We start from the raw sequence: 26,764 nt of genomic DNA on the forward strand, positions 1-26,764 counted from the left end.
GTGCCCGGCCACCTGACACCGATGCAATCCACCCTGAAGGCCATTCTGGGCCCCACCAATACCGGCAAGACGCACTACGCGATTGAACGGATGACCGGCTTCGGCACCGGCATGATCGGCCTGCCGCTGCGCCTGCTGGCGCGCGAAGTCTATGACCGGGTCGTGGAGCGCAAGGGCGAAGCCGCTGCGGCGCTGATCACAGGTGAGGAGCGGATTGTTCCGTCCACGGCGCGATACTTCATCTGCACGGTCGAGGCGATGCCGGTGGAGATGCGCACGGACTTCGTGGCCATCGACGAGATCCAGCTCGCCCAGGACGAGGATCGCGGCCACATCTTCACCGACCGCATCCTCAATTTGCGCGGCAATCACGAGACGCTGCTGCTCGGCTCCGACACGATGCGCGGCCTTCTGCGAGAGCTGAAACTGCAGGCGGAGACCGAGCCGCGCGAGCGCTTCTCGGAATTGCGCTATATCGGCCATACCAAGATCACCAAGCTGCCGAAGCGCACGGCGATTGTCGGCTTCAGTGCTGAGGAGGTTTACGCCATTGCGGAGCTGCTGCGCCGGCAGAAGGGCGGGGCGGCGGTGGTGATGGGTGCGCTCAGCCCCCGCACCCGCAACGCGCAGGTCGAGATGTTCCAGTCCGGCGAGGTGGATTATATCGTCGCGACCGATGCCATCGGCATGGGTCTGAACCTCGATGTCGACCGGGTGGTCTTTTCCTCGCGCTCGAAATTCGACGGGCGGCGCCACCGCCCGCTGACACTGGCCGAATGCGGACAGATCGCCGGCCGGGCCGGGCGCTTCCGGCAAGACGGCGAATTCGGCGAGACGGCGGACTGTCCGCCTTTCGAAGAAGAACAATGGCGCGCCATTGAGGCCCACCGGTTCGATCCGGTGGACGCGATCCAGTGGCGCAATTCCGATCTCGACTTCTCGTCGCTGAAATCGCTGATCCGCAGCCTGGAAAAGCCGTCGGGCAATCCGGTGCTGATCCATACGCCGCATGCGCTGGACGAATGGGTGCTGCGTCGGATGGGGGAGGATGGCCATATCGGGCCGGATGTGTCCGGCGCCCGGCAAGTGCGCCGCCTTTGGGATCTCGCCCGCCTGCCGGACTTCCGAAAGCTGGGGCCCGAAGGCCATGGCCGGCTCGTGCTGGGTCTTGCCGAGACGCTGATGGATCCGGATGCGCGCCTGTCTAATGCCGGCATGGAGCGGCGGCTGGACGATCTGTCCTCCACCGAGGGCGATATCGCAAAATTGCAGCAGCGCCTTGCCAGCATCCGCACATGGACGTATGCGGCCAACCGCCCCGATTGGTTGGAGAACCCTGCTTATTGGCAGGAAAAGACCCGCACGATAGAAGACGCCTTGTCGGACGCGCTACACCAGGCGCTGACAGCAAGATTCGTGGACCGAAGAACAACAGCGCTGCTCGCCAGCCTGAAAAAGGAAGATGCACTCGTGACTGACCTGACGCCGGAAGGCGACGTGACCGTCGAAGGCCACATCGTCGGCCGCCTGAAAGGCCTGACCTTTGAACCGGTCCTGGACGCCCGAACCCTGGAAGGCAAGGCTGTGCGCGGCGCGGCCGCGGCTGCCATCCGCCCGATGCTGCTTCAACGCCTCGGCCAGATTGCGGGGGCGGCGTCGGATGCGTTCACGCTGGCTGATGATGGCTCGATCGTACATGGCGGCGCCGCTGTGGCGCGCCTGTCGAAAGGCGCAAGCTGGATGACCCCGCGTGTCGACCTGGTCGGCGCGACCGAGACAGAACCACACGACCGCGAACCGGCCCGTGCCCGGATCGAGGAATGGCTACGCAGCGAAATCGCGCGCGTCCTGCCGGTCCACTGGAAACTCTCCGAGGAGAAATCCGGCGAGACGCTGGATGGCCTGCCGCGCGGCCTCGCTTTCCGTGTGCTCGAAAGCGGCGCGGCGGTGGACCTGCGGGGTGACGACCAGTCCGTCCGCCTGACCCCGGAACAGCGCGAAGCCCTGAAAGGCATCGGCATCCGCGCCGGCCGTGTCGCCGCCCATGTGCCGGATGCGCAAAAGCCTGCTGCCCAGCGCATGATCGCCATCCTGCGCGCCGTGTTTGCCGACGAAGCCTTCCCGCTCGCGCCGGAAGGGGCTGGATCGTTTGCGCTGGACGGCACCTGGCCGGAAGAGGCGCTCGCCGCCAACGGCTATCTCCGCTTCGGCAAACGCGCCGTGCGGGCAGATCTCGCCGAGCGTCTCGGCTGGGAACTGTCCAAACGCCGCCGTGAGGCCGGCAAGAACGCATTCGCCATCCCGATCGATCTGGCATCCGTCGTGTCCTGTCCGGCCGATGACTGGCCGGCCGTGCTGAAAGGCTTCGGCCTTGCCCCGGCTGAGAAGGACCCGGAAACCGGTGCCGTGACGCTCTGGCGCTATGGCGCCCGCTCGCGCCCTGAAGAGGGCGGTGGCCGCCCGCCGCGCCGTGAAGGCGGGCATGGGCAAGGTAAACGCTCGGACAATCGTGGCGGCGGAAAAGGCGGTCCCCGCCCGGGCGGCAAGGGCGGTTCACCGCGCCGGTCTGCCCCGCAAAGCCGCCAGCCGGATCCGAACAGCCCCTTCGCTGCGCTGGCCGCCCTGTTGCCGCCGGAACCGCCGCCGAAAAAGAAGCGCAAGCCCAAGAAAAAGGGCGGCGCGAAACAGGGATCTGCCGGTGGACCGGCTGGAAATGACGCTGCTGGATCAAAAGGCGGTTTCACTTACACGCCGTTCAGCTGAGCGCGCGCATGGACGACACGCTGCGCCTTGATGTCTGGCTGTGGCGGGCGCGCTTTTTCAAGACACGGTCCCTGGCAGCCGGCCATGTGCGTGGACGCGGGGTGCGCCTGTCGCACAACGGACAGACCCGCCGGATCGACAAACCGGGCCAGGTGATCACACCGGGTGATGTTGTAACCATTGCGCGTGGGGCGCATATAACCAGCGTTGAGATCCTCGAGCTCGGCACACGGCGTGGCCCGCCTGCCGAAGCCCAGGCGCTCTACAGATTGTTGGAAGGCGGACCTGAATGAATATTCTCCGAAATCTCTTCCGGTCCCGCACGCCGGCTGAGCGCGACATGGATCCGAAACTGGCGGCAGCTGCGCTTCTGGTCGAAGCGGCCCTGGTCGATGGCGTATATGTGAACATCGAAAGCGACATGATCGCGGAGATTCTGCTGGACGCCTTCGATCTGGAAGCCGAGCAGGTGGATGAGCTGATTTCCGAAGGCGAAACCCTCGCCGAAGAAGCCGTCGATTCCTTCAATTTTACTCGCCACGTAAAAAAACTTCCCATGGAAACAAGGGTGTCCGTGATCGAGGGGCTCTACCGCGTAGCCCTTTCCGACGGCGAACGGTCTGACGAGGAGGATGCCTTCATCCGCCATGTCGCCTCGCTCCTTTATGTCGACGATGTAGCCCGCGCAGGCGCCCGCCAGCGCGCCGAGGCCCGTCGCACTGCGTAAAGCTAAACACACCGTGCAGGACGCCGCATTGACAGGGCCCGCTACGCGCGCCATTTCGCCCCTGCAAAAATCCTCTGAAGAGGCCTCCCGCCCATGACCTATATCGTTGTCGACGCCTGTATCCGCTGCAAATACATGGATTGCGTCGAGGTTTGCCCCGTCGATTGCTTCTATGAAGGCGAGAACATGCTCGTCATCCATCCGGAAGAATGTATCGACTGCGGCGTGTGTGAGCCGGAATGCCCGGTCGAGGCGATCAAGCCCGACACGGAGGACGATCCGGACGGCAAGTGGCTGAAACTCAATTCCGAGTATTCGAAGACCTGGCCAAACATCACGCGAATGAAAGAGCCGCCGGCGGACCGTGAAGAGTTTGCGCAGGAAACTGGTAAACTTGAGAAATACTTCAGTGCCAATCCGGGGGCCGGAGACTGACCGGCTGATCCCTCCGGGGGCGCTGCAACTGCTGCAGGACTGAGGAAAAGTTAACGATTTCCGGCGCTTCGTTAACTTCATACATGGTTAACGGTTGCGCAGACCTGTTGAAAAAGCTGCAGATTTGTGATACTGTTCAGACTTGAGCAATAAATGAAAAGAGCTGCGACTTCCTAACTCAGACCGTACATATAGCGGACTGGGGTGGGTTTCTTCGGCTCTTATACGCGTAGAAAAGGGCGATAACCGACATGGCGAAAAAAACAGATGCCTCACTGACGTTCGGGGTGGGTCAAAGCGTCGTTTACCCGGCACACGGGGTCGGCAAGATCACCGGGGTAGAGAAGCAGACTGTCGCCGGGATGGAACTGGAAGTTTACGTCGTCGCCTTCGATCAGGACAAAATGATCCTGCGCGTGCCGACCAATCGCGCCGAAGCCTCCGGTATGCGCGCGCTGGCCGGCTCCAAGCTGGTTGACGATGCCCTCAAGACGCTGGGCGGCAAGGCCCGCATCAAACGCACCATGTGGTCGCGCCGAGCCCAGGAATATGAAGCCAAGATCAATTCCGGCGACCTGATCTCGATCGCTGAAGTCGTGCGCGACCTGCACCGCGGCGAAGACCAGCCGGAACAGTCCTACTCCGAGCGCCAGCTCTATGAGAGCGCGCTGGACCGTATGGCCCGTGAACTGGCCGCCGTCGAAAATATCGACAAGGGCGACGCCATGGAAAAGCTGGCCAAATCGCTGGCCAAGAAAAAAGTGGCCGCCTAAGCGACCACTTTACAGAATTCATCATGCAGAAACCCTCGCGAAGCTCCGGCTTTGCGGGGGTTTTTTCTATGCGGCAGCGGCTTTGGCTTTCGCCCGGCCGGAATCGACGATCACGATCGCAGCCGTGATGAGATAGGCGGCCACAACGACCAGCGGCAGCAGGGTGTAGCGCCCCTCCGGCACGAACCACCAGACCATGAACACGGCGACGGCGCGGACCAGGGCATGGTTCATGTAGAGCCAGGTGCGGTTGTAGCTCCAGCCGATCACAGGGAAGTGGAGGGAGAGACCGACCGCCAGGATCAGCGGGAAGAGATCCTTCGCGGTCCAGAGGGCCCCGATCGCCATGGGCCAGAACAGCAGCATGGCGATGAAGGCCGGCAGCAGCACGCTGGTGACCGGCGAGCGGTCCTTCAGGAAATTGTTTCCGAAGATCGCGCCATACATCACGGCGAGGGGGAAGATCGTACCGCTGCCGAACAGGGCGATGGGAAACCAGAAGCGCAGCTCCAGCAGGTACCCGGCCGCGGCGAGACCGGCCCAATAGGTCGCCCCAGCCAGTAGCACGGGGAATCCGCCCCGCAGCCGTACATAGCTTGCCTCGCGCGCATCGCGCAGCGCGGTTTCCAGATCGCTCATAAAGGTATTTCCTGTCTTGCTGGCTCCGCCTGGCGGGGCTGTTTTTCTTTTTAAGGCCCCCAATTCGGTATGATAGACCGTCAATTCAAGGTGTATTTCGAGGGAAACTTAACCGCAACACGCCCGGCATTAACGAAGCCGGGCTGCTCGCCATTTCCTGTTAACCTTAACGAAAACCTGAAGGCGCACTCTTTTCTCCGTCGCCGGACATTCCGGTGACCCTTGGGTTGATCCCGGAAAGTACGGAGAAAACTCCGGCTGAAGGGAAAATGGGTGACAGGAGAACGAGATGCCCTATTCAGATATGCCTTTGCCGCCAGGAGCCCTGCTGGGCGCTGATGCCTGCGCAGAAGACCTTTATCAGGCTGGCCTTGTCTGCGCCGCCGGGATCGATGCCGACATCGATCTGGTCGCCGCACACAAATGGTTCAACCTCGCCGCATCGCGCGGACATGAGGAAGCCAAGTTCCAGCGCCAGGAAATGGCCGAGCTTCTGACTTCGGAAGAAGTGAAGATCGCCCTGTCCGCCGCACGCGACTGGCTGAAACTCGCCCACTAAGACCCGTTCGGGCAGAGAGGGGCGGCAAACACCCCCGATGGCTGAGTGGCTCTTCTCGGCTGCTGCGTGACGCATGTCCGCCGCATAGGGACGTATGCGGACGGTGGGTGTCGCTGGCGACTGCCGGATCTGGCCCGGAAAGCGATTAGGCTCCGGCATGCCTGCAGGGAAGCAGGACACACCGGAGACCGTTCAAAATGCAGCAGGCTGCAAATAATTGCCGGGGCCGTGGGGATGGAACGCCGGCAAAAGGGTGGGCGGCGTTACGAACTCGCCGCGCGGCTGGCCTGGAACCCGGTTTTCTTCTGGGTCGGCCGGAGAAGGAAATAGAGGAACGCGGCGATGAAGCCCAAATCCATCAGCACGATCAGTGTCGTGGTGAAGGGAATGGTGCCGTGGTACCAGTCCGGCAGGTAGACATAGGCAATGCCCAGCTTGCCGAGCAGGCCCGCCCACACAACCGGGCGGTAGCGCTTGGGGTCCCCGCCGACAATCGCGTAAACGACACCGAAACAGAGCACGAGCGCGCCGGTCACTTTCATGAGTGCCGGATCGACCGCTTCTACCGTGCCGGTCATGGCGACCATCGTCTCCGGAGAGATGAAAAGTGGCGCGCCGATTGCAAAATTGAAGAAGGCTGCGGTCCAGAAAAAGATCTGCCAGTCTTTCATGTTCGTCTCCCTCTGCGGCGTAACGGACGGATCCGGACCCGCCGCTTCTCTGAACATTACCCCCAGAATTCCCCGGAAACCTTTATGGCTGTTTTCGCCGATCGATCGAATTGATCGGAACAGCACCAATTTGCTGGGTTTTTCTCATTATATACGTGTGCGGAGTGGCAGAATGGCCACGCCCGACAGCAATCTGGTGTGCTTTGTGCCGTTCAAGTTACACATGCGGTAACCTTGATCCTGGTAACAGACGGCAGGTCTCCCCGTTCCAGACCGGGACGCGGCCGCCGGGGAGCGCCTGTCTCCCCGCGGCACAATCCCGGCCTCAGCCGATCCGTCGATCCATGTCTTTCCAGTAGGGTTCTCTCAGATCCTTGCGCAGGATCTTGCCCGAGGGATTGCGGGGCAGGGTCTCGATGATATCGACCGACTTCGGACATTTGTATCCGGCGATGCGTTCCTTCGCCCAGGCGATCACGCTTTCCGCCGTTGGGGTCTCGCCCGGCTTCGGCACCACGATGGCCTTGACCGCTTCGCCCCATTTCTCGTCCGGCACGCCGATCACGGCGACATCCGCGACGGCCGGGTGGCCGAAGATCGCATTCTCGACTTCCGCCGGATAGACGTTCTCCCCGCCGGACACGATCATGTCCTTCACGCGGTCGTGGATGTAGAGGAAGCCATCTTCGTCGAAATAGCCCGCATCGCCGGTATGGAAGAAGCCGTCGCGGATCGCCTCTTCGGTCGCCTCCGGACGGTTCCAGTATCCCTTCATGACGAAGCCCGCCTTGATGACGATCTCGCCGACTTCGCCAGTGGGCACCGGCGCGCCGGTCTCGTCCACGCAGCGGATCACGGCGCCTGGATAGGCAACGCCGCAGGAGCGTAGCTTGCCCCAACTGGGGTCATGCGCTTCCGGCGGCAGGAAGGTCGCCGCGCCGACCGTTTCCGTCAGGCCATAGAGCTGGGTGAAATTGGCACCCGTGATTTCCTTCGCTTCCAGCAGCAGGCTCTCTGCAATGGGGGAGGCGCCGTAGAAGATCTGCTTCATCCTGCTCCAGTCGATCTCGCGCACATTCGGCTGCTGGGTCAGCATCAGGATGACTGCAGGCACCCAGAAGGCATGCATGATCTCCTGCTCTTCGATCAGGCTGAGGATGACCTGCGGATCGATTTCGCGCAGCACGACGGTTTTTGCGCCCTGGATCGTGGCAAGCAGGCCGATGTTGACACCCGCCACATGGAAAAGCGGCATGGCGTTCATGACGGCTTCGCCGACGCCGTAAGTTGACCATTCCAGCCTGCTGGCCTGTTCGAACATGGAGCGGTAATTGGCATTGGTCAGCTGCACGCCCTTGGGCAGGCCGGTCGTGCCGGACGTGTAGAGCTGGATCACGTCATCTTCCGGCTTTGGCGTCAGGCCGGGCAGGGCGGCGCTCTGGCTGTCGCGCCACTCGCGATAGTCCGGCCATTCGGGGTGGCCGCCATCGACGGCGATGATCTGCACTAGGTCCGGCAGCTCGGCGCGGATCTGCTCGGCCATTTCGTAGAAATCGCGGCCGACGAACAGCACCTTCGCCCTGGCATCTGACAGGATGAACTTCACTTCCGGCGCAGCGAGGCGTGTGTTCACCGCGGTCATCACGGCGCGGGCCTTCGCCGCGCCGTACAGCATCTCATAATATTGTGATGTGTTCTTTCCGAGGTACCCCACGCGGTCGTCCGGTTCCACGCCCAGCGCGACGAGGCCATTGGCGACCTGGTTGGAATAGATATCCAGCTGGCGATAGGTCGTCGTCTCGCCTTCGAACCAGAAGGCTGTGTCTTCAGGGCGCATCTGGGCCTGCACACGCGGGACATCCGCCAGAAAAGGCATTGCCTCTGTGTCGATCATGGGTTCCTCCGGCATGTCTTTTTATCGGGCCTGACTGTAGTCGCTTCTGGCTATATGTCAGCCCATCACTGCTTTGCAGCTGCAGGCGGAACCCTTGCGGTCCGCCTGCGTTTACGGCACTTGATGCCCATGACTATTCAAACACCCGCCCCGAACGCCGAACTCGCCGAAACCATGCTGCAACTGGGCCGCAACGCCCGGGCAGCGTCGCGCGCGCTCGGTAAACTGACCGCTGATGACCGTACCCGTGGCCTGAAAGCCATTGCGGCCGCCATTCGCGACGCCGCGCCGGACATTCTGGCTGCGAACGCCGAGGACATGGAAGCTGCCCGCGAAAAAGGCCTCGACGCCGCGATGCTCGACCGGCTGGCGCTGGACGAGGCGCGCGTCGAAGGCATTGCCAGCGGTGTCGAAGCCGTGGCTGGCCTGCCGGACCCGATTGGCCGCGAACTTGCTCGCTGGACGGTGCCGTCCGGGCTGGACATCGCCCGGGTGTCCGTGCCGCTCGGCGTGATCGGCATCATCTATGAGAGCCGCCCGAATGTGACGGCAGACGCCGGTGCGCTGTGCCTGCGCTCCGGCAATGCCGCGATCCTGCGCTGCGGCTCGGAAAGTGCCTTGTCGTCCCGGGCGCTTGTCAGCGCCATGCGCGGCGCGCTTGAGAAGGAAGGCCTGCCGCAGGCCGCAATCCAGCTGGTACCGACACAGGACCGCGAAGCCGTCGGCCACCTCCTGTCAGGCCTTGAAGGCGATGTCGACGTGATCGTGCCGCGCGGCGGACGCGGTCTTGTCGAACGCGTGCAGATGGATGCCCGCGTGCCGGTGATCGGCCACCTCGAAGGCCTCTGCCATGTCTATGTCGACGGCGCAGCCGATCCGGAAAAGGCGATTGCCATCGTCGTCAATGCCAAGATGCGCCGGACCGGCATTTGCGGCTCCGCCGAAACGCTTCTGGTGGATTCGGCGATTGCCGACACGCTGCTGCCGAAACTCGCGGATGCCCTGAAAGAGGCCGGCTGCGAACTGCGCGGTGACGAACGTGCCCGCGCCATCGTGCCGGACATGAAGACCGCAACCGAGGAAGATTGGGCCACGGAATATCTAGCGCCGATCCTGGCTGTGGCCATTGTCGACGGCATTGACGGAGCGCTCGCGCACATCTCCCACTGGTCGTCGGGCCATACCGAAGCCGTGATCACCGAGGATCAGGCCGTGGCCGACAAGTTCTTTGCAGATGTCGACAGCGCGATCCTGCTGCACAATGCCTCCACCCAGTTTGCGGATGGCGGTCAGTTCGGCATGGGCGCGGAAATCGGTATCGCCACGGGCCGCATTCATGCGCGCGGGCCGGTCGGGGCGGAACAGCTGACGACCTATAAATACCTCGTCCGCGGCAAGGGGCAGGTCCGTCCTTGAGGCCAGTCCGGTTACCGGGTCCTGTAAAGGGGCTACGCATCGGCCTGTTCGGTGGCAGCTTCAATCCGGCCCATACCGGCCACCTCCATGTTGCCGAGACGGCGATGAAACGGCTCCAGCTCGACTGGGTCTGGTGGCTCGTCGCGCGCGGGAACCCGCTGAAGACCGATCATGGCGATTTCAGTAGCCGCTTTGCGTCGGCGGAAGCTGTCGCCGGACATCATCCGCGTATGATCGTCACCGACATCGAAAAGCAGCTCGGCTATACCTATTCCTGGCAGACGCTGCTGACGCTCGCCGCCCATGCGCCGCAAGCCCATTTCGTCTGGCTGATGGGCGCGGACAATATGGTCGGCTTCCATTACTGGCAGCGCTGGCAGGACATTGCTCGGCTGATGCCGATTGCGATCATTGCCCGTCCGGGTGTCGGCCCCGGCGCGCGCAATTCGAGATTCGCCCGCACCTTTGCGAAAGACCGTATCCCGGAAGCCTATGCGCCGCTGCTGCCGGGCATGGTGCCACCCGCCTGGGTCTACCTGAAAGGCCCGTTGGACAAGTCGTCCTCCACCGCGATCCGCGAGGCGAAGGCATGAGCCTGACGCCGGAAGAGCTGGATCGCCACCGCCGCCATATCCTGCTGAAGGAGATTGGCGGGCCGGGCGTGCAGAAGCTGCGCGCCGCCCGTGTTTCCATCATCGGGGCAGGGGCCCTCGGCGGGCCCTGTGCGCTTTACCTCGCCGCGGCCGGTGTCGGCTGGATCGAACTCTGGGACGACGACCGGGTCGAGCGGTCGAACCTTCAGCGGCAGGTTCAGTTCACGGATAAAGACGTTGGCGCGCCGAAGGTGGAGACTCTCGCGGCACGCCTGCGGGCGATGGATCCTTCTATAAATGTTGAGATCAAAGCCGAGCGCTTCGGCGATGGTGCGACGCCGTCAGGCAATATCCTGATCGATGCGTCCGACAATTTCCCGACGCGCTATGCGCTGAACCGGCTGGCACACGAGACCGGCCGCGCGATGGTGCATGGGGCGGCGGCGGGTTGGAACGGGCAGGTCAGCGTCTTCGCCTCGGGTCTGCAGGCGGACGCGCCCTGCTATCAGTGCTGGGTGCCGGAAACGCCGCCCGATGCAGAGGCCTGCGACGAAGTAGGCGTTGTCGGTGCGCTGACCGGCATGACAGGTGCCGCCATGGCGATGGAAGCCGTGAAGCTGATCACCGGCGCAGGCAAGCCACTGATCGGCCGGGTCCTGTTGATCAATGGTCTTGGCGGCGAATCGCGTACTGTCATGTTGCGGCGCGATACGGCTTGTCCGGTTTGCGCCATCAGGTGAGTCCCGGAATTGACAGGGCAGGACCGGGGGCGCTTACTCTGCGCACCTGATTCAGAAATCAACCGGGAGGAAGGAAACGGGTATGCGCCGTTTTCTGGTGGTTCTGCTTACCTTTGCAGCAATATTGGCGGCTGGCTGGTTTGCACTCCAGCGCGCCGACATCGGCTATGACAGGCTCGAACTCGTCTATGCCAATTCCGACAGCCGTATCCTTCCGCTCGAGAATGGCCTGCGCGTTCATTACCGTGATGTCGGCCCGCGTGACGCACCGGCGATTGTGTTGGTGCACGGATTTTCGTCCTCGTTGCACACATGGGAGCCCTGGGTTGCAAACCTGAAGCGCAACTATCGCGTGATCTCGCTGGACCTGCCGGGGCACGGCCTGACGAACTGCCTTGATGGCGAGCGGATCGGCACCGAACAATTCGTAGAAACGGTGGATGCGGTGACGCGCGCACTGGACGTCGAGACATTCACCCTTGCGGGCAATTCCATGGGCGGCGGCGTGGCCTGGGCCTATGCATTGGCGCATCCTTCACGGCTGGACGGGCTGGTGCTGGTCGATGCCTCCGGCTGGCCGGAAAACGCGCAGGAGGAAAAATCGGACCCACTCGTCTTCAAGCTGCTGTCCAACCCGGTCGCGCGGCGCCTGATGAAGAATACCGACATGACCTGGCTGGTGCGTGACGGCCTGCGTAACAGTTTCGCCGATCCGGATCTTGCGACCGATGACATGGTCAATCGCTACACCGCGCTCGCCCGCGCGCCTTGTCATCGCGACGCCCTGATGGCGCTGACGTCCGGTGGAAAAGGCCGCGTCTGGGCGACAACGGATGCCCTGGACGACATCACCACGCCGACGCTGATCCTTCATGGCAAACAGGACAATCTGATCCCGGTCGCTGCGGCCCGGAAGTTTGCCGATGCCATTCCAGGCGCGAAGCTCGTCATCTATGCCAACGCCGGCCATCTGCCGCAGGAAGAGCTGGCCGAGGAGTCCGCTGCCGACCTCCACGCCTTCCTGATGAGCCTGAATGCCCCTGAAACCGCATCGACGGAGCCAACCGAGGACGGTTGATGCTGTGGCCGGGAAACCGGCAGGGGGCTTCGCGCGTATCAGGGGAGAAGGAGAATTCCAATGCGCCTCACCTTGCCCGCCATCGCCGCCTTGTTCCTCGCAGCCTGTACCAGCCAGCCTGACTATCGCGACGAAACAAACGCGCCGTCGACCGTGTCTTCGGTGGATCTCACCCGTTATGCCGGTCTCTGGTACGAGATTGCCCGCTATCCGAACTGGTTCGAGCGGGACTGTACCGGCGTCACCGCGGAATATGGCCTGAAGGAAGACGGCACCGTCTCGGTCACCAATACCTGTTTCAAGGACACGCTGGACGGCAAGAAGAAGGTGGCCAACGGCCGCGCCCGTGTCATCGAAGGCTCCGGTAACAGCCAGCTGAAGGTGAAGTTTGCGCCGTCCTGGGTGCCGTTTGCGGAAGGCGACTACTGGATCCTCGCGCTGGAGCCGGACTATTCCGCCTCGCTCGTCGGCAGCCCGGACGGAAAGTATCTCTGGATCCTCTCGCGCACGCCGCAGCTGGCACCGGCGAAGCTGGAAGCGTTGAAGCAGCGCGCCGAAGATCTCGGCTATGACTCGGCCCCGCTGGAGATGACGGTCCAGGCGCAACAGGGGTGACGGGTCACGCCGGCTCTGATACGGCGACTTCATGAGCCTGCCTGCCCTTGATGACCGCAATTTCGACGCCGATCGCCAGCACTGGATCGAGGTCCGTGTCTATTACGAAGATACCGATTTCACCGGCATGGTCTATCACGCGAACTATCTCCGCTTCTTCGAACGGGGGCGGTCCGACTGCCTGCGGGATGCGGGCGTGTCGCATCAGGACCTGCTGAATCGCGAAGACCCCGCCGCCTTTACGCTGACCCGCGTGGCGGTCGACTACAAGCGCGCCGCGAAAGTGGACGACCTGCTCCAGATCCGGACGCGCTATCTCGGCCTCGACGGGCCGCGCTTCCTGTTCCGGCAGGCTTGCCTACGGGATGGAAACCTGATTGCCGAGGGCGAGATCACGGCCGTGATGATCCATGCCGATGGCCGCCCGCGCCGTCCGGTCCGCGAGATGATGGACACGCTGGCCGCCTTCCGCTGGACGGGAGCGGATGGATGAAGCGCGCGGCCGTATTGGGACTGGCTACTGTCTCTCTGGCGGCTGGCGCGTTGGCGGACGAGCCGTTCGATAACGCGCGCGGCTTCTACGTGGCGATGCGGGGTTATGGCTCCATTGCGGACCAGAACAACATCCTGTTCGAAGATACCGGTGAAGTTGCCGGTGCCGTTGGCTACCGGATCAGTGAATCCTTCCGCGTGGAAGGGGAGTACGGCTTTCGTTGGTCAAACGTTGCCGGCCTGAACGGCGCACGGGATGCACATGGCAATTTCACCAGCCGGTCCCTGGGCGCCCACGTTTTCTATGACTTTAGGAAAGGGAAGAAGTTTCGCCCCTTCATTGGGGGAGGCGGCGGGGCCGGCGTGCAGGACTACGAATTTTCCGGCCCTGCGGACATCAATCGAGCGTTCATTGTTGAAGTGAAGGACACAAATTCCAGCGCATACTGGAATGCGCTGGCTGGGACGAGCTACCACTTTTCCCCGCGGTTCCGTCTGTCGGCAGGGATGGAGTACGTCACGTACACCGATCAGGCGGTGGCTTCGAATATCGGCGGCATCGACGGCATCAACCGGGCATACAATTTCTATGTCGGCGCCCGATGGTTCTTCGGCCGCACGCACGAATGATCTCCTGCTGCTTTCCCGTGCAAGGTTAATAAAATCGAACAAAATCTTAACCCTTCCCACCTAGCCGGGAGGCAAGCTGCGGAATCAGGGCGCTCTGCCGTGTTTCTGCCGGAATTGTTGTTGAAACAGGGGCACAACGCGCCCGTTCTCACGGGACGCTAGCCTTATCTGCGGGCTGCCGGCCTGCCATCTTCAAGGAGCACATTCGTCCTATGGAATCGGAAGCGATCGGCACAGCGGCCAGTAATACCGACTTTTCCCTGATTGCCCTCATCTTCGAGGCCGACCCGGTCGTCAAACTGGTCATGCTCATGCTGTTCCTGGCCTCGATCTGGTCCTGGATCGTGATCGGCGAAAAGCTCTTCTCGCTGGGGTCCGCCCGCAAGAAGGCGCGCCAGTTTGAAGACGCCTTCTGGAACGGCCGGACCGAAGACCTCGACCTGCGCCCCGGCTCCGGCGGCGTGGATGCGGCCAGCCGCGTGTTCCAGGCTGCGGCCCGGGAATGGTCGGATGCGCGCCGCGTGACGCCCGGCTCCGGTGAGGCAACGGCCCTCGTCAACCGGGCGGAGCGATCCATGCGCGCCACGATCGACCGCGAGCTTGGCCGCGCCGGGAATGGCCTCGGCGTGCTTGCCACGATTGGTTCGGCATCGCCCTTCATCGGCCTGTTCGGCACAGTCTGGGGCATCATGAATGCCTTCCTCAACATTGCGGCTCAGCAGGACACCAGCCTCGGCACCGTGGCCGGTCCGATTGCCGAAGCCCTGTTCGCCACGGGCATGGGCCTCGTCGCCGCTATCCCGGCCGTGATCTTCTACAACAAGTTCACCGGTGACCTGACGCGGTTCGCCGACCAGCTCGACGCCTTCTCGCAGGACGTGCTCGTGCGCCTGTCGCGCCGCGCGTCGGATCCGGGACGGGATTGATCGCATGGGCATGATCCTTGGCTCTGGCGGCAAGGGAGGACGGCGCGGCCGCAGGTCCCTGAATGCCGAAATCAACGTGACGCCCTTTGTGGACGTCATGCTCGTCCTGCTGATCGTGTTCATGATCACTGCGCCCATGCTGGTGCGGGGTGAGGACATCAGCCTGCCCAAAACGAAATCCGGCCCGATCCAGACCGACCCGAACGATGCCCCGCTGGCCATCACGATCAAGGCGGACGGCGCGGTGTTCATCCAGAACACGGAAGTCCAGGTCGACACGCTGGGACCGCAGCTGCAGGCCATCATCGGCGAAGGCTATGACAAGCCGATCTATGTGCGCGGTGATGAAGCGACGCCTTACGGCATCATGATGGAAGTCATGTCCGAGATCCGAGCCGCCGGCTACACGCGCGTCTCGCTCGTGACGGAACAGAAGAAATAAGGAGCGGCCGGCAGGAATGCTTCGCGGCCTGACAGTCTCCACGATCGTGCACGCGTCCGTCCTTGCGATGGCGGTCTTGTCATGGCCGCACCAGAAGTCGGATTGCGACAAGATGATCGAGCGCCTCCAGAAGGAGGAACCGGGCCTCGCCCCGGTCGATATCCTGATGCGTATCCCGCAATGCGCCAGCGCAATCGACGTGCCGATCGACTTTGTCGAGATTGGCCTCGTGACAGACATCGCCCCGGTCCAGAAGGCCGAGGAGCCGCAGGAAGAAGAAGAGGCCGTCCCCGAAGAGGTGGAAGAGGTGCCGGAACCTCCGCCTGAGGAGGAATCGGCCCCGGAAGAGGAAGAAGTCGTCATTCCGGACGAGGAAGCCGAACCGGAACCGGAGCCTGCGCCAGAACCTGAAAAGAAAGAGCCGCCGCCCAAGAAGGAAGAGCCCAAGCTGATCGAGAAGCAGAAGCCCGAGGCCTCTGACGATCTCGACTTCCTGAATGAGTTCGAGGACATCCTGAAGGACAAGGCGCAGGACGAACGCCGCAAGCCGCGCGAGGAAGTTCCACCGCAGATCAACAAGCCGGTTCTGCGCGATGCCCAGGAAACCCGCCCCGGTGCAGGGGAGCGCCGCGGCAATACCGCTTCGCTCCAGGCCGCCATGCGCCGTCAGATCTATGCCTGCTGGCGCGGCGTGTCCGACCTTCCGAAGGAAGACCAGATTGACGTCCAGATGCGCGTCACGCTGAACCTCGATGGCACGCTGAAAGGCAATGTTGAGCTGATCAGTCCGCGGTCCCGCCCGATCGGCCGTTCCGGCATTGCCGTGGACGTGGCGTTGCGTGCGGTCCGCAAATGTGCCCCTTACCAATTGCCCGAAGACGATTATGACCTGTGGAAAGACATCAATGTCACCGTCAGCCCGACCCAGCCCTAACCCCGTTCAAAGGAGGAATCCCATGACCCGCCTGCTGCTTGCCCTGGTGATGGCCTTCACCGCCGCCATCGGACTTGCGCCGAACGCCTCGGCCGAACTCAAAGTGCTGGTTGAAGGCAGCGGTAATTTCAAACCGACGCCGCTGGCCATTCCGGACTTTGAAGTCCGCGGCGGCACCAATGCCGACCTCGCCCGCCAGATTGCTGACGTTGTGCGCAACGACCTCGAATCGACCGGCTTGTTCGAAATGCAGAACCCGGCCTCCTTCATCCAGAAGGATCTGTCGATCGACGTTCAGCCGCGTTTCGCTGACTGGAAGATCATCAAGACCGACGGCCTTGTCGTTGGCGCCTTCGAGGAACTGCCCGATGGCAAGATCGCCGTCTCGTTCCGCCTTTGGGATGTCTATGCCGGCGATGTCATGCGCATCAACGGCCAGCCGGGTCGCCGCCTGACCACGACGCCGGACAACTGGCGTCGCATCGCACACAAGATTGCCGATTCGATCTACACCCGCCTGACAGGCGAAGACCCGTATTTCGACACGCGGATCGTCTACATTGCCGAGACTGGCCCAAAGCTGAACCGTGTGAAGCGCCTCGCCATCATGGATTCCGACGGTGCCAACCAGCAATACCTCACGCCCGGCACGAACACGGTGCTGACGCCGCGCTTCAGCCCCTCGGCGCAGGAAATCACCTACATGTCGTACGAGGGCGGACGGCCGCGCATCTATCTCTTCAACATCGAGACGGGCCGCCAGGAACTGCTGGGCAATTTCCCGGGCATGACCTTCGCCCCGCGCTTCACGCGCGATGGCGAGAGCGTGCTGCTGACCCAGGCAGAGCGAGGTAACTCCGATCTCTACATCATGAACCTGCAGACACGGCAGTCGCGCCGCCTGACCGACCACCCGGCGATTGATACCTCGCCGTCGATGTCGCCGGACGGCCGCGCCATCGTGTTCACGTCAGACCGCGGCGGCAGCCCGCAGCTCTATATCATGAACACGGACGGATCCCCGCGCACCTGCCCGTCGGGGGGCCGCGATGTTGCCTGCCGGATCACCTTCAACAAGGGCCAGTATTCGACTCCGGTGTGGAGTCCGCGCGGCGACCTCGTCGCCTTCACCAAGCAGCTGGGCGGCAAGTTCTATATCGGCGTGATCGGCACAGATGGCACCGGCGAGCGCCTGCTGACCGAAGCCTATCTGGACGAAGGTCCGGACTGGTCGCCGAACGGCCGTGTGATCGTTTATTTCCGCGAAAGCCGTCCCGGCGCAGGCCCGCAGCTCTGGTCGGTCGACCTTTCCGGCCGCAACGAGCGCCGCCTGCAGACCCAAACCGAGGCATCTGACCCGGCCTGGTCGCCGCTTCTGCAGTAATCTGCTGATTATTCTACAGGTTTCGCCCCCGATTCTTCGGTCGGGGGCGTTGCTTTAGGGAGACAGCACGAAAATCTTTGTGTAAAAGGCCACACGCAGCAGCTTGCGCCCGATTGTTGCCGGAATTCGGCCCGATTGTGGAAGCACCACCGGTCGTTCGCCGGCTGCTGGTAATACAGAGGCCGCAAGGCGTCACCAAGCTCAGGACATCCAGGGGAGTCTGACTGAATGAAATCTTATCTCAAAATCTCCACAGCAGCCGCTGTGCTTATCGCCCTCGGCGCCTGCGCATCGCAACCCGAGCCGCCGCCGCCGGTCGAAGAAGCACCGCCGGTAGAACAGCCAGCACCGCCTCCGCCGCCTCCGCCGGCACCGGTGGTCGAAGAACCGACTGGCCCGGCACCGGGTTCGCTTGAAGATTTCCGCGTGAACGTGGGTGAGCGCGTCTATTTCGATCTCGACGAATACCGTCTGGACCCCGACGATCAGGAAATCCTGAAGCTGCAGGCCGCATGGCTGCAGTCCTATCCGTCGGTCCGCATCATGGTCGCCGGCAACTGCGACGAGCGCGGCACGCGTGAATACAACCTCGCCCTTGGCGAGCGCCGCGCTTCGGTCGTGAAGGATTATCTGGTCTCGCTCGGCGTTGATCCGTCGCGCATCGACACGATTTCCTACGGCAAGGAACGTCCGATCGCTGCCGGTTCGGACGAAGCTTCCTGGGCTCTGAACCGTAACGGGTTCACGCAGATTGTTTCGGGCACCACCAGCTAACGAAACATTTCAAATCAGCAATACGCAGCCGGGTGCCACATTGTGGCCCCGGCTGTTTTGTTAGGAGCAGGGAATTTGTGCGCCCCCCTGTCTCTGTTTTCATCATGAAAGGCATGTCCATGAACATCCGCACCGCATCTGTTCTCGCAGGTGCATCGCTCATCCTGCTCGGCGCCTGCGCGTCCAAGCCGGCCCCGATCACCGAAGGCACCACCGAAACCGTGGTCGAAGACGTCCAGACCGTCGATACCGGCGATGTCGATGACGGCACCGTTGGCCAGATGGCACAGGCTCCGGCCCTCGGCGACCGCGTTTATTTCGACCTGGATGGCGATTCGCTCGACGGCGACGACCAGTCCCTGTTGAAACAGCACGCCCTGAAATACACGCAGGACCCGTCGGTCCGCGTCCTCGTTGCCGGCAACTGCGACGAGCGTGGCACGCGTGAATACAACCTCGCCCTTGGCGAGCGCCGCGCCGCCACCGTGAAAGACTATCTTGTCAGTCTCGGCATCTCGCCGAACCGCATTGACACGATCTCCTACGGCAAGGAACGTCCGATCGCGGCCGGCTCCGATGAGGCTTCCTGGGCCATGAACCGGAACGGGTTCATCCAGGTCGTTTCGCCGAACAGCTGAAGCCGGTTGCCCTTTCAGGGCACCTGATTCACAAAGAATTTGCAGCCGGGTGCCATATTTTGGCCCCGGCTGCATTACTATGGTCGCGCAAAATCCGGAGACATTTGCTCATGTTCAAGACCCCGGCCCTGGCACTTGCCAGCTTCCTGCTTATTGCTGCGCCCGCTGTTGCCCAGCGTGGCGCCCCGATCACGCAGGGCACGACAAGCCTCGATCTGGCTGACCAGATTGCCCAGGCTCGCCAGCTGAGCGCGGACACCAAGGTACAGGTCAATGCCGTGTCCAGCGACCTGATGACCCTGACGGGCCGGGTCGAGACGCTGGAATTCCAGCTGCAGCAGGCCCGCAACGACAATGAGACGCTGGTCAATGACAATGAGGCCCTCGCCCGCGAGATCAACGCCCTGAAGAATGAGCTGCGCGCCCAGTCGCGCGCCATTCAGGACCTGCAGGCCCGGTCGCTCGGCATGGATCCTCCGGAAGGGGAAGCGGCCTCCAGCCTGTCCGATTATCCGGGCGCGGCTTCATCGGATCCGTACGCGGCGTCGGCCGCGCCAGCTGCGACTTCACCGGCGCCGCAATCCATGACCGGCAGCATGTCCCGCACCGCGACCGTGGAACCGGAAACCTCCGGCCCGAAACGTCTCCTGCCGCGCTCAGGCGCCACGGAAGCCGCAGAAGGCCCGGCCGCGATCGACACGACGCCCGCCAATGCCGTCCCGCCCGGCGCACCGCAGGGCTCGCTCGGCACCCTGCCGGCCAGCGCCCTTCCGGGAGAAGCCGGTCCGCTGTTTGCCGCCGCCAAGGCGAAACTGGTCCAGTTCGACTATGCTGGCGCCGAACAGGCTTTCCGCGCCTTCCTCGATGATTTCGGCAACGATCCGCAGGCCGGCGAAGCGCATTACTGGTTGGCCGAGTCGCTTTACCAGCAGAAGGCCTATGCCGAATCCGGTGCGGCCTACACAACGATGATCCGGTCGTATCCGGATGATCCGCGTGCCCCGGACGCGCTGGTGAAACTTGCCCGGTCGATGCGTCTCATTGGCGACAAGGACAAGGCTTGCGTGGCCCTCGATACGCTGCCGAAGCGCTATCCGAACGCTTCCGGCGTGACGCGGGATCTGGCCGCCGTCGAACGGACCCGCTCAGGTTGCGACAATTAGAGGCCCCCTCAGTCCCGGAGGGCCTGACGGAGTCATTTGACCAGCTATGCCGCTTTGCTGCGGGGCCTGTCTGCGTTGCGGTCTCCGGGGGAGGGGACTCGCTTGCCCTCCTGCTGATTGCGGCGGACTGGGCCCGGAAAAGCGGACGCAGCGTCCTTGCATTCACCGTGGATCATGGCCTGCGCCCCGAAGCCGCCGATGAAGCCCGTTTCGTCGCCGGTGCCGCCGCCCGGCTGGGCGTTGCGCACCGCATGCTGCGCTGGCAGGCGCCCCGCGCCGGTCAGGCAAAGGCCCGGATGGCCCGCCACGACCTGCTTTCCGCTGCTGCCCGTGAAGCAGGCAGCGTGATGATCCTCACCGCGCATACAGAAGATGATCAGGCAGAAACCTTTCTGATCCGCGCCCGGGCTGGTTCCGGCTGGTACGGGCTGGCGGGCATCCAGCCGCTGTCCCTGTCGCCTGCAGAGACGCATGGCGTGCCGGTTTTCCTGGCCCGCCCGCTGCTAGCCATACCGCGCGCTGCCCTGCGGGACCTGCTGCGTGCCAACGGGCAGGACTGGGTCGAGGATCCGTCGAATGACAATCCGGCCTATGAGCGCGTCCGCATGCGCCGTCTGCTGGCTGCTGACCCGGTCCTGCGTACGCGGGTGCTGGCCATCCAGGACAGACTGCAGCTGTTGCGGCAGGTGCAGGACCGGGCGCTGGCCCGCTGGCTGTCGGAAGAGGTCGAGACCCGCCCGGACGGGACGCTGAGAGCGCCCCTGCCGCTGCCGCCGGGCGAACGGGGAGACCGGGCGCTCGCCGCCCTGATCACGCTCGCCAGCGGCCGTACACGGCCTGTGCGATCCGATGCCTTGTCCCGGCTCACACACCGCATTGCGCACCCCGATACGTTGCGGCCGGCAACCCTCGGCGGTGCGGCCGTCTGGATCAAAAACGGGAACCTCAAAGCGGTCGCGGAACACAAGCTGCCGCCAGAGCAGGTTAACGCAATCCCTGCGCGACTTTCGGCCATGGTCACCGCCTGTTTAGGTGAAATGTGAGATAAAATGTCCACGGCGCAGCTAAAGAGTCGTTTTTCGGCCCCGGTGGCCCTATGTTATCTGTCGAGAAGCTTTCCAAACTGAGAGAGATGAAATGAACGTTCGGAACCTGGCCATTTGGGGTGCAATCGCGCTGCTCGTCATTGGTATGGCGGTCGCGATGGGCGGAAATCCCGAAACCGCCAGTGCCAAGCGCGCGAAACTCTCCGAAATCTACACACTCGTCGACAATGGCCAAGTGGCGGAAGCCACGCTGGGCGATGACCAGATCATCGTGAAGACCACCGATGGCAACACGATGGTCAGCGAGCTGCGCGCTCTCGACATGAGCACGCAGGACTATCTGCGCGACCACAATGTGCCGTTCACGGTGGATGCCGACAGCGGGCGCAACAATTTTGCCTCGCTCCTGTTCTCGATCCTGCCGATCCTGCTGATCGTCGGTTTTGTTTTCTTCATGATGCGCCAGATGCAGGGTGGCGGTGGCCGCGGTGCGATGAGCTTCGGCAAATCGCGCGCCCGCCTGCTGACCGAAAAGCATGGCCGCGTTACCTTTGACGACGTCGCAGGCGTCGATGAAGCCAAGGAAGAGCTGCAGGAGATCGTCGAATTCCTGCAGGATCCGTCCAAGTTCCAGCGCCTCGGCGGCAAGATCCCGAAAGGTGCGCTGCTGGTCGGCCCGCCCGGGACCGGTAAGACGCTGCTGGCCCGCGCCGTGGCCGGTGAAGCGGGGGTACCCTTCTTCACGATTTCCGGTTCGGACTTTGTCGAAATGTTCGTCGGCGTCGGTGCCAGCCGTGTGCGCGACATGTTCGAACAGGCCAAGCGCTCCGCGCCGTGCATCATCTTCATCGACGAGATCGACGCGGTCGGCCGCTCCCGTGGTGCCGGCCTCGGCGGCGGTAATGACGAGCGCGAGCAGACGCTGAACCAGCTGCTGGTCGAGATGGACGGCTTCGAAGCCAATGAAGGCATCATCCTGATCGCCGCCACCAACCGTCCGGATGTTCTGGACCCGGCGCTGCTGCGCCCCGGCCGTTTCGACCGTCAGGTCACCGTCGGCAATCCGGACATCATGGGCCGCGAAAAGATCCTGCGCGTTCACATGCGCAATGTGCCGCTGGCCAAAGACGTCGACGCGAAGACGATTGCGCGCGGTACGCCGGGCTTCTCGGGCGCCGACCTTGCGAACCTCGTCAACGAGGCTGCGCTGCTGGCCGCCCGCCGCGGCAAGCGCGTGGTTGCCATGCAGGAATTCGAGGATGCGAAAGACAAAGTCCTGATGGGACCGGAGCGCCGCTCCATGGTCATGTCCGAGAAGGAAAAGGAACTCACCGCTTGGCACGAGGCCGGTCACGCCATCGTGGCCATGAAAGTGCCCGCCGCGGATCCGGTTCACAAGGCGACCATCATACCGCGCGGCCGCGCGCTCGGCATGGTCATGCAGCTGCCGGAAGACGACAAGCTGTCCATGTCCAAGGTCGAGATGACGTCACGCCTCGCCATCATGATGGGCGGCCGTGTTGCGGAAGAGCTGAAATTCGGCGACGACAATGTCACCGCCGGGGCCGCTTCCGACATCCAGCAGGCAACCCGTCTGGCGCGCGCCATGGTCACCCGTTTCGGCCTGTCCGACACGATCGGTCCGGTGGATTACGGCTCGGACCAGGGCGATGTGTTCCTGGGCCAGCAACTCGTGCAGGCGAGCCACGTCTCGGAAGAGACGTCCCGCAAGATCGAGGAAGAAGTCCGCAAGCTGATCCAGACCGGCATGGACGATGCCCGCCGCATCATGACCGAGTGTCATGATGAATGGTCTGCCATCGCCAATGGCCTGCTCGAATACGAGACGCTGACCGGCAGCGAGATCACCGATCTCCTGGACGGCAAGCCGCCGACCCGTCCGGACCTTGGCGCCGAAGACATCGGCCCGTCCTCTGCTGTCCCGGCCATCGGCAAACGCCGCAAGCCGAAGGATGAGGGTGGCGAGCCCACGGGCGACCCGGAACCGAACCCGGCCTGATCTGCAGGAAAATCCTGAATTGAGGCGCTGCCATGCCGGCAGCGCCTTTTTTCGTCGCCTGGCCCGGGTTCGAATTGTCGCGGGGGTAGACTGGCGCAATCGAAATACAGTCTTGCTGTACCTCAAGGATTGCTGCACTGCAGCATTTTGGTTTCTAAAGGGCATCATTCGGTCGGAACAGTCAGGCAGGCGGGAGGGCGCAATGCCCATCAAACCGGTAGACATCGTCCTCTCCAACGGGGTGGAAGTCATTCTGCGCCCGGCCGGGCCGGAGGATGAACCGCGGTTCGAGCATATCGTGGCGAACATGTCGGAAGAGTCGCGTTACCTGCGCTTCTTCTCAGGCGCCAAGGTCATTCCGAAATCGATTATCCACGCGCTCGCCGATGCGGACGGGCACCGCCACATCGCCTGGGCGGCGGCACTCAAGAACGAGCCGGGCCAGCCTTTTATCGCCGCGGCCCACGCGATCCGCACCACGAATGAACTGGAAGAAGCCGAGCTCGCCATGGGCGTACTGGACGCCTATCACGCGCAGGGTCTGTCCCGCATGCTGATCGCTTGCGTGGCGCTCTGCTGTCATGCTGAAGGGATCATCACGCTGGAAGCGGAGACGCTGCCGGAGAACCGCAAGGCCAACAGCCTGTTCAAGGCGCTCGGCGGGCATGTGATCCGGCCGATGCCACCGACCACGATGTGGCAGTTCCATGTCGGCGAACTGATCAGCGTGCTGCGCGCCATGGAAACCCCGCGAGGGCTCCGCGAGGTGTTCCGGATCAATGGCGCGGAAGACGAAGGCCTGACGGACGAGTCTTAAGAGACCCGTTCCACCATCATGTGCTTGATCTTGGCGATGGCCTTGGCCGGGTTCAGGCCTTTCGGGCAGACCTGCGCACAGTTCATGATCGTGTGGCAACGATAGAGCTTGAACGGGTCTTCCAGATCGTCGAGGCGCTCGCCGGTGGCTTCGTCGCGGCTATCGATCAGCCAGCGATAGGCCTGCAGCAGGGCGGCCGGGCCGAGATACTTGTCGCCATTCCACCAGTAGGACGGGCAGGACGTCGAGCAGGAGGCACAGAGGATACACTCGTAAAGGCCGTTCAGCTCTTCGCGGTCAGCCTCGGACTGTTTCCATTCCTTCTCCGGCGCCGGCGTGTCCGTTTTCAGGTACGGCTGCACATAGGCGTGCTGGGCGTAGAAATTGGTCAGGTCCGGGATCAGGTCGCGCACCACCGGCTGCGAGGGCAGGGGGCTGATCGTGATCACGCCCTTCGGCAGGTCGTCGAAGCCCTTGGTGCAGGCGATCGTGTTGCGCCCGGCAATGTTCATTGCACAGGAACCGCAAACGCCTTCCCGGCATGAGCGGCGGAAGGCCAGCGTCGGGTCGATATTGTTCTTGATGTAGAGCAGGACGTCCAGGATCATCGTCCCGGCCTTGTCCATGTCCACCCAATAGGTGTCCCAGCGCGGATTGCCGCCTTCTTCCGGATTGTAGCGATAGATCCGGAACTGGCGGAGATTGGTCGCGCCCTGCGGCTTCGGCCAGGTCTTGCCTTTGCGGACCGTGGAATTCTTGGGAAGCGTAAGCTGTACCATGTTCGTGCGGTCCTCTTAGTAAACCCGGGCCTTCGGCTCGATGTAGCTGATTTCGTTCGACATCGTGTAGTCGTGCACAGGGCGGTAATCGAGCGTCACCTTGCCGGTGCCATCGTTCCACGCCAGCGTGTGCTTCATCCAGTTTTCGTCGTCGCGGTCTGCAAAGTCCTCGCGGGCATGGGCGCCGCGGCTCTCTTCGCGCGTTGCCGCGCCATTCACAGTAACGGCCGCCTGGGCGAGGAGGTTGTCGAACTCGAGCGCTTCGACGAGGTCGGTGTTCCACACCATGGTGCGGTCCTGGACATCGATGCCCGGCAGTTTCTTGTAGACTTCCTCGATCGCGTCGACGCCTTCCTTGAGAACGTCGCCGGTGCGGAACACGGCGCAGTTGCTCTGCATGGCGCGCTGCATTTCGAGGCGCAGCTTGGCGACCGGCTGGTCACCGGATGCGTTGCGGAACTTGTCGAGGCGGGCGAGGTGGCTGTCGGTTGCGCCTTTCGGCAGTTCCGGCTGCGTGGCACCGGCAATCGTCGTCTCACCGCAGCGCAGGCCTGCTGCGCGGCCGAACACGACCAGATCGATCAGCGAGTTGGAGCCAAGGCGGTTGGCGCCATGCACCGACACGCAGGCCGCTTCGCCAACGGCCATCAGGCCCGGCACGACCGAATCCGGATCGCCGTTTTTCTTGGTCAGCACTTCGCCGTGATAGTTCGTCGGGATGCCGCCCATATTGTAGTGGACCGTCGGCAGGACCGGGATCGGTTCCTTGGTGACGTCGACACCGGCGAAGATTTTCGCGGTTTCGGAAATGCCCGGCAGACGCTCGGCCAGCACTTCGGCGCCGAGGTGCTCGAGGTGCAGGTGGATGTGATCCTTTTCCGGGCCGACGCCGCGGCCTTCTCGGATTTCCACGGTCATGGCGCGGGAGACGACGTCACGGGAGGCGAGGTCTTTCGCGCTGGGGGCGTAGCGCTCCATGAAGCGTTCGCCTTCGGAGTTGGTCAGGTAGCCGCCTTCACCGCGGGACCCTTCAGTGATCAGGCAGCCCGACCCATAGATGCCGGTCGGGTGGAACTGCACGAATTCCATGTCCTGAAGCGGCAGGCCGGCGCGCAGCACCATGGCGTTGCCGTCGCCCGTACAGGTATGGGCGGAGGTACAGGAGAAGAAGGCGCGGCCATAGCCGCCGGTGGCCAGGATGACTTTCTGGGCACGGAAGCGGTGCAGCGTGCCGTCATCCAGCTTCCAGGCTGTAACACCGCGGCAGGCGCCTTCCTCGTCCATGATCAGGTCCATGGCGAAATATTCGATGAAGAATTCGGTCTCTTCACGCACGCACTGGCCGTAGAGCGTGTGCAACATGGCGTGGCCGGTCCGGTCTGCGGCGGCGCAGGTGCGCTGCACCGGGCCCTGGCCGAAGTCGCGGGTCATGCCGCCGAAGGCACGCTGGTAGATCTTGCCTTCCTCGGTCCGCGAGAAGGGCATGCCCCAGTGCTCAAGTTCGTAGACAGCCTGCGGGGCGTTCCGCGTCAGGTATTCGATGGCGTCCTGGTCGCCCAGCCAGTCAGACCCCTTGACGGTGTCGTACATGTGCCAGCGCCAGTTGTCCTCGCCCATATTGCCGAGAGAAGCGGCAATGCCGCCCTGCGCTGCAACTGTGTGCGAGCGGGTCGGGAAGACTTTGGTGATACAGGCGGTGCGCAGGCCAGCCTGGGCCGCGCCGAGGGCGGCGCGCAGGCCGGAACCGCCCGCGCCGACAACCACGACATCGTATGTATGATCGATCCAGTTATAGGTGCTCATGTTCTAACTCTCC

28 protein-coding genes are annotated in these 26,764 nt (G+C 63.1%); 23 read left to right on the forward strand and 5 right to left on the reverse strand.

The genetic code is table 11. From position 1 onward, the window contains the following. Positions 1-21 precede the first annotated feature (21 nt). From HY17_RS00665 to HY17_RS00685, 5 genes are all read left to right on the forward strand, one after another. Positions 22-2,763 carry a helicase-related protein gene (locus HY17_RS00665; protein WP_034761094.1) on the forward strand — a complete coding sequence of 914 codons (2,742 nt, stop codon included), beginning with the start codon at positions 22-24 and terminating at the stop codon, positions 2,761-2,763. An 8-nt stretch (positions 2,764-2,771) separates the two neighbouring features. Continuing rightward, a complete protein-coding gene (locus HY17_RS00670; RefSeq protein ID WP_051599475.1) occupies positions 2,772-3,056 on the forward strand; it encodes an RNA-binding S4 domain-containing protein in 285 nt (94 codons plus the stop codon). After that, on the forward strand, positions 3,053-3,490 hold the full coding sequence (locus tag HY17_RS00675) for a TerB family tellurite resistance protein (protein ID WP_034761099.1): 438 nt from the start codon (positions 3,053-3,055) through the stop codon (positions 3,488-3,490). Before HY17_RS00670 ends, HY17_RS00675 begins: the two co-directional genes overlap by 4 nt. A gap of 93 nt (positions 3,491-3,583) precedes the next feature. Continuing rightward, positions 3,584-3,925 (forward strand): ferredoxin FdxA, encoded by a 342-nt coding sequence (gene fdxA, locus HY17_RS00680; protein WP_034761102.1) that lies wholly within the window; start codon positions 3,584-3,586, stop codon positions 3,923-3,925. Positions 3,926-4,176: 251 nt separating this feature from the next. Further along, positions 4,177-4,698 carry a CarD family transcriptional regulator gene (locus HY17_RS00685; protein WP_034761104.1) on the forward strand — a complete coding sequence of 174 codons (522 nt, stop codon included), beginning with the start codon at positions 4,177-4,179 and terminating at the stop codon, positions 4,696-4,698. Between the two features lie 66 nt (positions 4,699-4,764). Here HY17_RS00685 and HY17_RS00690 read toward each other — a convergent pair whose 3' ends face one another. Further along, positions 4,765-5,337, reverse strand: coding sequence for a hypothetical protein (locus tag HY17_RS00690; RefSeq protein WP_034761108.1), 573 nt, complete (start codon positions 5,335-5,337; stop codon positions 4,765-4,767). A 289-nt stretch (positions 5,338-5,626) separates the two neighbouring features. On the opposite strand from HY17_RS00690, the gene HY17_RS00695 reads away from it, so the two are divergent. Beyond that, positions 5,627-5,896, forward strand: a complete 270-nt coding sequence (locus HY17_RS00695) for a hypothetical protein (RefSeq protein ID WP_034761109.1) — start codon at positions 5,627-5,629, stop codon at positions 5,894-5,896. Between the two features lie 263 nt (positions 5,897-6,159). Here the strand turns inward: HY17_RS00695 and HY17_RS00700 are convergent, their stop codons facing one another. Beyond that, positions 6,160-6,567, reverse strand: a complete 408-nt coding sequence (locus tag HY17_RS00700) for a hypothetical protein (protein WP_034761110.1) — start codon at positions 6,565-6,567, stop codon at positions 6,160-6,162. A 325-nt stretch (positions 6,568-6,892) separates the two neighbouring features. Further along, positions 6,893-8,461 carry a long-chain-fatty-acid--CoA ligase gene (locus HY17_RS00705; RefSeq protein ID WP_034761111.1) on the reverse strand — a complete coding sequence of 523 codons (1,569 nt, stop codon included), beginning with the start codon at positions 8,459-8,461 and terminating at the stop codon, positions 6,893-6,895. Positions 8,462-8,590: 129 nt separating this feature from the next. Here HY17_RS00705 and HY17_RS00710 point away from each other — a divergent pair, with 129 nt between their 5' ends. The 17 genes from HY17_RS00710 (at position 8,591) to HY17_RS00790 (ending at position 24,169) form a co-directional block, all read left to right on the forward strand. Continuing rightward, on the forward strand, positions 8,591-9,877 hold the full coding sequence (locus HY17_RS00710) for a glutamate-5-semialdehyde dehydrogenase (protein WP_081812943.1): 1,287 nt from the start codon (positions 8,591-8,593) through the stop codon (positions 9,875-9,877). Beyond that, positions 9,874-10,470 (forward strand): nicotinate-nucleotide adenylyltransferase, encoded by a 597-nt coding sequence (locus tag HY17_RS00715; RefSeq protein WP_034761112.1) that lies wholly within the window; start codon positions 9,874-9,876, stop codon positions 10,468-10,470. Before HY17_RS00710 ends, HY17_RS00715 begins: the two co-directional genes overlap by 4 nt. Continuing rightward, a complete protein-coding gene (locus tag HY17_RS00720; RefSeq protein ID WP_034761114.1) occupies positions 10,467-11,210 on the forward strand; it encodes a ThiF family adenylyltransferase in 744 nt (247 codons plus the stop codon). Before HY17_RS00715 ends, HY17_RS00720 begins: the two co-directional genes overlap by 4 nt. An 82-nt stretch (positions 11,211-11,292) precedes the next feature. Continuing rightward, complete coding sequence (locus HY17_RS00725; protein ID WP_051599478.1) at positions 11,293-12,288, forward strand: alpha/beta fold hydrolase; 996 nt, start codon at positions 11,293-11,295, stop codon at positions 12,286-12,288. Positions 12,289-12,348: 60 nt separating this feature from the next. Further along, a complete protein-coding gene (locus tag HY17_RS00730) occupies positions 12,349-12,903 on the forward strand; it encodes a lipocalin family protein (protein WP_034761118.1) in 555 nt (184 codons plus the stop codon). Between the two features lie 31 nt (positions 12,904-12,934). Further along, positions 12,935-13,396, forward strand: a complete 462-nt coding sequence (locus tag HY17_RS00735) for a YbgC/FadM family acyl-CoA thioesterase (protein WP_034761121.1) — start codon at positions 12,935-12,937, stop codon at positions 13,394-13,396. Further along, entirely contained in the window at positions 13,393-14,025 is a 633-nt protein-coding gene (locus tag HY17_RS00740) for an outer membrane beta-barrel protein (RefSeq protein WP_034761123.1), read from the forward strand. Before HY17_RS00735 ends, HY17_RS00740 begins: the two co-directional genes overlap by 4 nt. Positions 14,026-14,237: 212 nt before the next feature. After that, entirely contained in the window at positions 14,238-14,951 is a 714-nt protein-coding gene (gene tolQ, locus HY17_RS00745) for a protein TolQ (protein ID WP_034761126.1), read from the forward strand. Positions 14,952-14,955: 4 nt separating this feature from the next. Further along, positions 14,956-15,393: a biopolymer transporter ExbD gene (locus HY17_RS00750; RefSeq protein WP_034761129.1), complete on the forward strand. Its 438-nt coding sequence runs from the start codon at positions 14,956-14,958 to the stop codon at positions 15,391-15,393. Positions 15,394-15,409: 16 nt separating this feature from the next. After that, positions 15,410-16,327 (forward strand): cell envelope integrity protein TolA, encoded by a 918-nt coding sequence (locus HY17_RS19055; protein ID WP_051599480.1) that lies wholly within the window; start codon positions 15,410-15,412, stop codon positions 16,325-16,327. 22 nt (positions 16,328-16,349) lie between these two features. Then, complete coding sequence (gene tolB, locus HY17_RS00760) at positions 16,350-17,711, forward strand: Tol-Pal system beta propeller repeat protein TolB (RefSeq protein WP_034761134.1); 1,362 nt, start codon at positions 16,350-16,352, stop codon at positions 17,709-17,711. A 228-nt stretch (positions 17,712-17,939) separates the two neighbouring features. Further along, the gene (gene pal, locus HY17_RS00765; RefSeq protein ID WP_034761138.1) at positions 17,940-18,485 is read left to right on the forward strand and encodes a peptidoglycan-associated lipoprotein Pal; all 546 of its coding nucleotides are present in this window, start codon (positions 17,940-17,942) and stop codon (positions 18,483-18,485) included. Between the two features lie 119 nt (positions 18,486-18,604). Then, positions 18,605-19,123 (forward strand): peptidoglycan-associated lipoprotein Pal, encoded by a 519-nt coding sequence (pal, locus tag HY17_RS00770; protein ID WP_034762258.1) that lies wholly within the window; start codon positions 18,605-18,607, stop codon positions 19,121-19,123. 110 nt (positions 19,124-19,233) lie between these two features. After that, complete coding sequence (gene ybgF, locus HY17_RS19060; RefSeq protein ID WP_051599484.1) at positions 19,234-20,286, forward strand: tol-pal system protein YbgF; 1,053 nt, start codon at positions 19,234-19,236, stop codon at positions 20,284-20,286. Continuing rightward, complete coding sequence (tilS, locus tag HY17_RS00780; RefSeq protein ID WP_197020204.1) at positions 20,274-21,329, forward strand: tRNA lysidine(34) synthetase TilS; 1,056 nt, start codon at positions 20,274-20,276, stop codon at positions 21,327-21,329. Before ybgF ends, tilS begins: the two co-directional genes overlap by 13 nt. A 94-nt stretch (positions 21,330-21,423) precedes the next feature. Further along, on the forward strand, positions 21,424-23,352 hold the full coding sequence (gene ftsH, locus HY17_RS00785; RefSeq protein WP_034761143.1) for an ATP-dependent zinc metalloprotease FtsH: 1,929 nt from the start codon (positions 21,424-21,426) through the stop codon (positions 23,350-23,352). Between the two features lie 202 nt (positions 23,353-23,554). Then, positions 23,555-24,169 (forward strand): GNAT family N-acetyltransferase, encoded by a 615-nt coding sequence (locus HY17_RS00790; RefSeq protein ID WP_051599488.1) that lies wholly within the window; start codon positions 23,555-23,557, stop codon positions 24,167-24,169. Here HY17_RS00790 and HY17_RS00795 read toward each other — a convergent pair. Together HY17_RS00795 and sdhA are read right to left on the reverse strand one after the other, a co-directional pair. Continuing rightward, entirely contained in the window at positions 24,166-24,948 is a 783-nt protein-coding gene (locus HY17_RS00795; protein WP_034761147.1) for a succinate dehydrogenase iron-sulfur subunit, read from the reverse strand. The genes HY17_RS00790 and HY17_RS00795 overlap by 4 nt on opposite strands. Positions 24,949-24,963: 15 nt before the next feature. Continuing rightward, positions 24,964-26,751 (reverse strand): succinate dehydrogenase flavoprotein subunit, encoded by a 1,788-nt coding sequence (gene sdhA, locus HY17_RS00800; RefSeq protein WP_034761152.1) that lies wholly within the window; start codon positions 26,749-26,751, stop codon positions 24,964-24,966. Positions 26,752-26,764 lie beyond the last annotated feature (13 nt).

Origin of the sequence: Hyphomonas sp. CY54-11-8 (assembly GCF_000682735.1) — a bacterium.
GTDB lineage: Bacteria > Pseudomonadota > Alphaproteobacteria > Caulobacterales > Hyphomonadaceae > Hyphomonas.

What these genes read in the sequence shown, in the direction of transcription:
- HY17_RS00665 (WP_034761094.1), top strand. Translation starts at nt 22, where the DNA reads ATGCAATCCACCCTGAAGGCCATTCTGGGCCCCACCAATACCGGCAAG.
- HY17_RS00670 (WP_051599475.1), top strand. Translation starts at nt 2,772, where the DNA reads ATGGACGACACGCTGCGCCTTGATGTCTGGCTGTGGCGGGCGCGCTTT.
- HY17_RS00675 (WP_034761099.1), top strand. Translation starts at nt 3,053, where the DNA reads ATGAATATTCTCCGAAATCTCTTCCGGTCCCGCACGCCGGCTGAGCGC.
- fdxA (WP_034761102.1), top strand. Translation starts at nt 3,584, where the DNA reads ATGACCTATATCGTTGTCGACGCCTGTATCCGCTGCAAATACATGGAT.
- HY17_RS00685 (WP_034761104.1), top strand. Translation starts at nt 4,177, where the DNA reads ATGGCGAAAAAAACAGATGCCTCACTGACGTTCGGGGTGGGTCAAAGC.
- HY17_RS00690 (WP_034761108.1), bottom strand. Translation starts at nt 5,337, where the DNA reads ATGAGCGATCTGGAAACCGCGCTGCGCGATGCGCGCGAGGCAAGCTAT.
- HY17_RS00695 (WP_034761109.1), top strand. Translation starts at nt 5,627, where the DNA reads ATGCCCTATTCAGATATGCCTTTGCCGCCAGGAGCCCTGCTGGGCGCT.
- HY17_RS00700 (WP_034761110.1), bottom strand. Translation starts at nt 6,567, where the DNA reads ATGAAAGACTGGCAGATCTTTTTCTGGACCGCAGCCTTCTTCAATTTT.
- HY17_RS00705 (WP_034761111.1), bottom strand. Translation starts at nt 8,461, where the DNA reads ATGATCGACACAGAGGCAATGCCTTTTCTGGCGGATGTCCCGCGTGTG.
- HY17_RS00710 (WP_081812943.1), top strand. Translation starts at nt 8,591, where the DNA reads ATGACTATTCAAACACCCGCCCCGAACGCCGAACTCGCCGAAACCATG.
- HY17_RS00720 (WP_034761114.1), top strand. Translation starts at nt 10,467, where the DNA reads ATGAGCCTGACGCCGGAAGAGCTGGATCGCCACCGCCGCCATATCCTG.
- HY17_RS00725 (WP_051599478.1), top strand. Translation starts at nt 11,293, where the DNA reads ATGCGCCGTTTTCTGGTGGTTCTGCTTACCTTTGCAGCAATATTGGCG.
- HY17_RS00730 (WP_034761118.1), top strand. Translation starts at nt 12,349, where the DNA reads ATGCGCCTCACCTTGCCCGCCATCGCCGCCTTGTTCCTCGCAGCCTGT.
- HY17_RS00735 (WP_034761121.1), top strand. Translation starts at nt 12,935, where the DNA reads ATGAGCCTGCCTGCCCTTGATGACCGCAATTTCGACGCCGATCGCCAG.
- HY17_RS00740 (WP_034761123.1), top strand. Translation starts at nt 13,393, where the DNA reads ATGAAGCGCGCGGCCGTATTGGGACTGGCTACTGTCTCTCTGGCGGCT.
- tolQ (WP_034761126.1), top strand. Translation starts at nt 14,238, where the DNA reads ATGGAATCGGAAGCGATCGGCACAGCGGCCAGTAATACCGACTTTTCC.
- HY17_RS00750 (WP_034761129.1), top strand. Translation starts at nt 14,956, where the DNA reads ATGGGCATGATCCTTGGCTCTGGCGGCAAGGGAGGACGGCGCGGCCGC.
- HY17_RS19055 (WP_051599480.1), top strand. Translation starts at nt 15,410, where the DNA reads ATGCTTCGCGGCCTGACAGTCTCCACGATCGTGCACGCGTCCGTCCTT.
- tolB (WP_034761134.1), top strand. Translation starts at nt 16,350, where the DNA reads ATGACCCGCCTGCTGCTTGCCCTGGTGATGGCCTTCACCGCCGCCATC.
- pal (WP_034761138.1), top strand. Translation starts at nt 17,940, where the DNA reads ATGAAATCTTATCTCAAAATCTCCACAGCAGCCGCTGTGCTTATCGCC.
- pal (WP_034762258.1), top strand. Translation starts at nt 18,605, where the DNA reads ATGAACATCCGCACCGCATCTGTTCTCGCAGGTGCATCGCTCATCCTG.
- ybgF (WP_051599484.1), top strand. Translation starts at nt 19,234, where the DNA reads ATGTTCAAGACCCCGGCCCTGGCACTTGCCAGCTTCCTGCTTATTGCT.
- ftsH (WP_034761143.1), top strand. Translation starts at nt 21,424, where the DNA reads ATGAACGTTCGGAACCTGGCCATTTGGGGTGCAATCGCGCTGCTCGTC.
- HY17_RS00790 (WP_051599488.1), top strand. Translation starts at nt 23,555, where the DNA reads ATGCCCATCAAACCGGTAGACATCGTCCTCTCCAACGGGGTGGAAGTC.
- HY17_RS00795 (WP_034761147.1), bottom strand. Translation starts at nt 24,948, where the DNA reads ATGGTACAGCTTACGCTTCCCAAGAATTCCACGGTCCGCAAAGGCAAG.
- sdhA (WP_034761152.1), bottom strand. Translation starts at nt 26,751, where the DNA reads ATGAGCACCTATAACTGGATCGATCATACATACGATGTCGTGGTTGTC.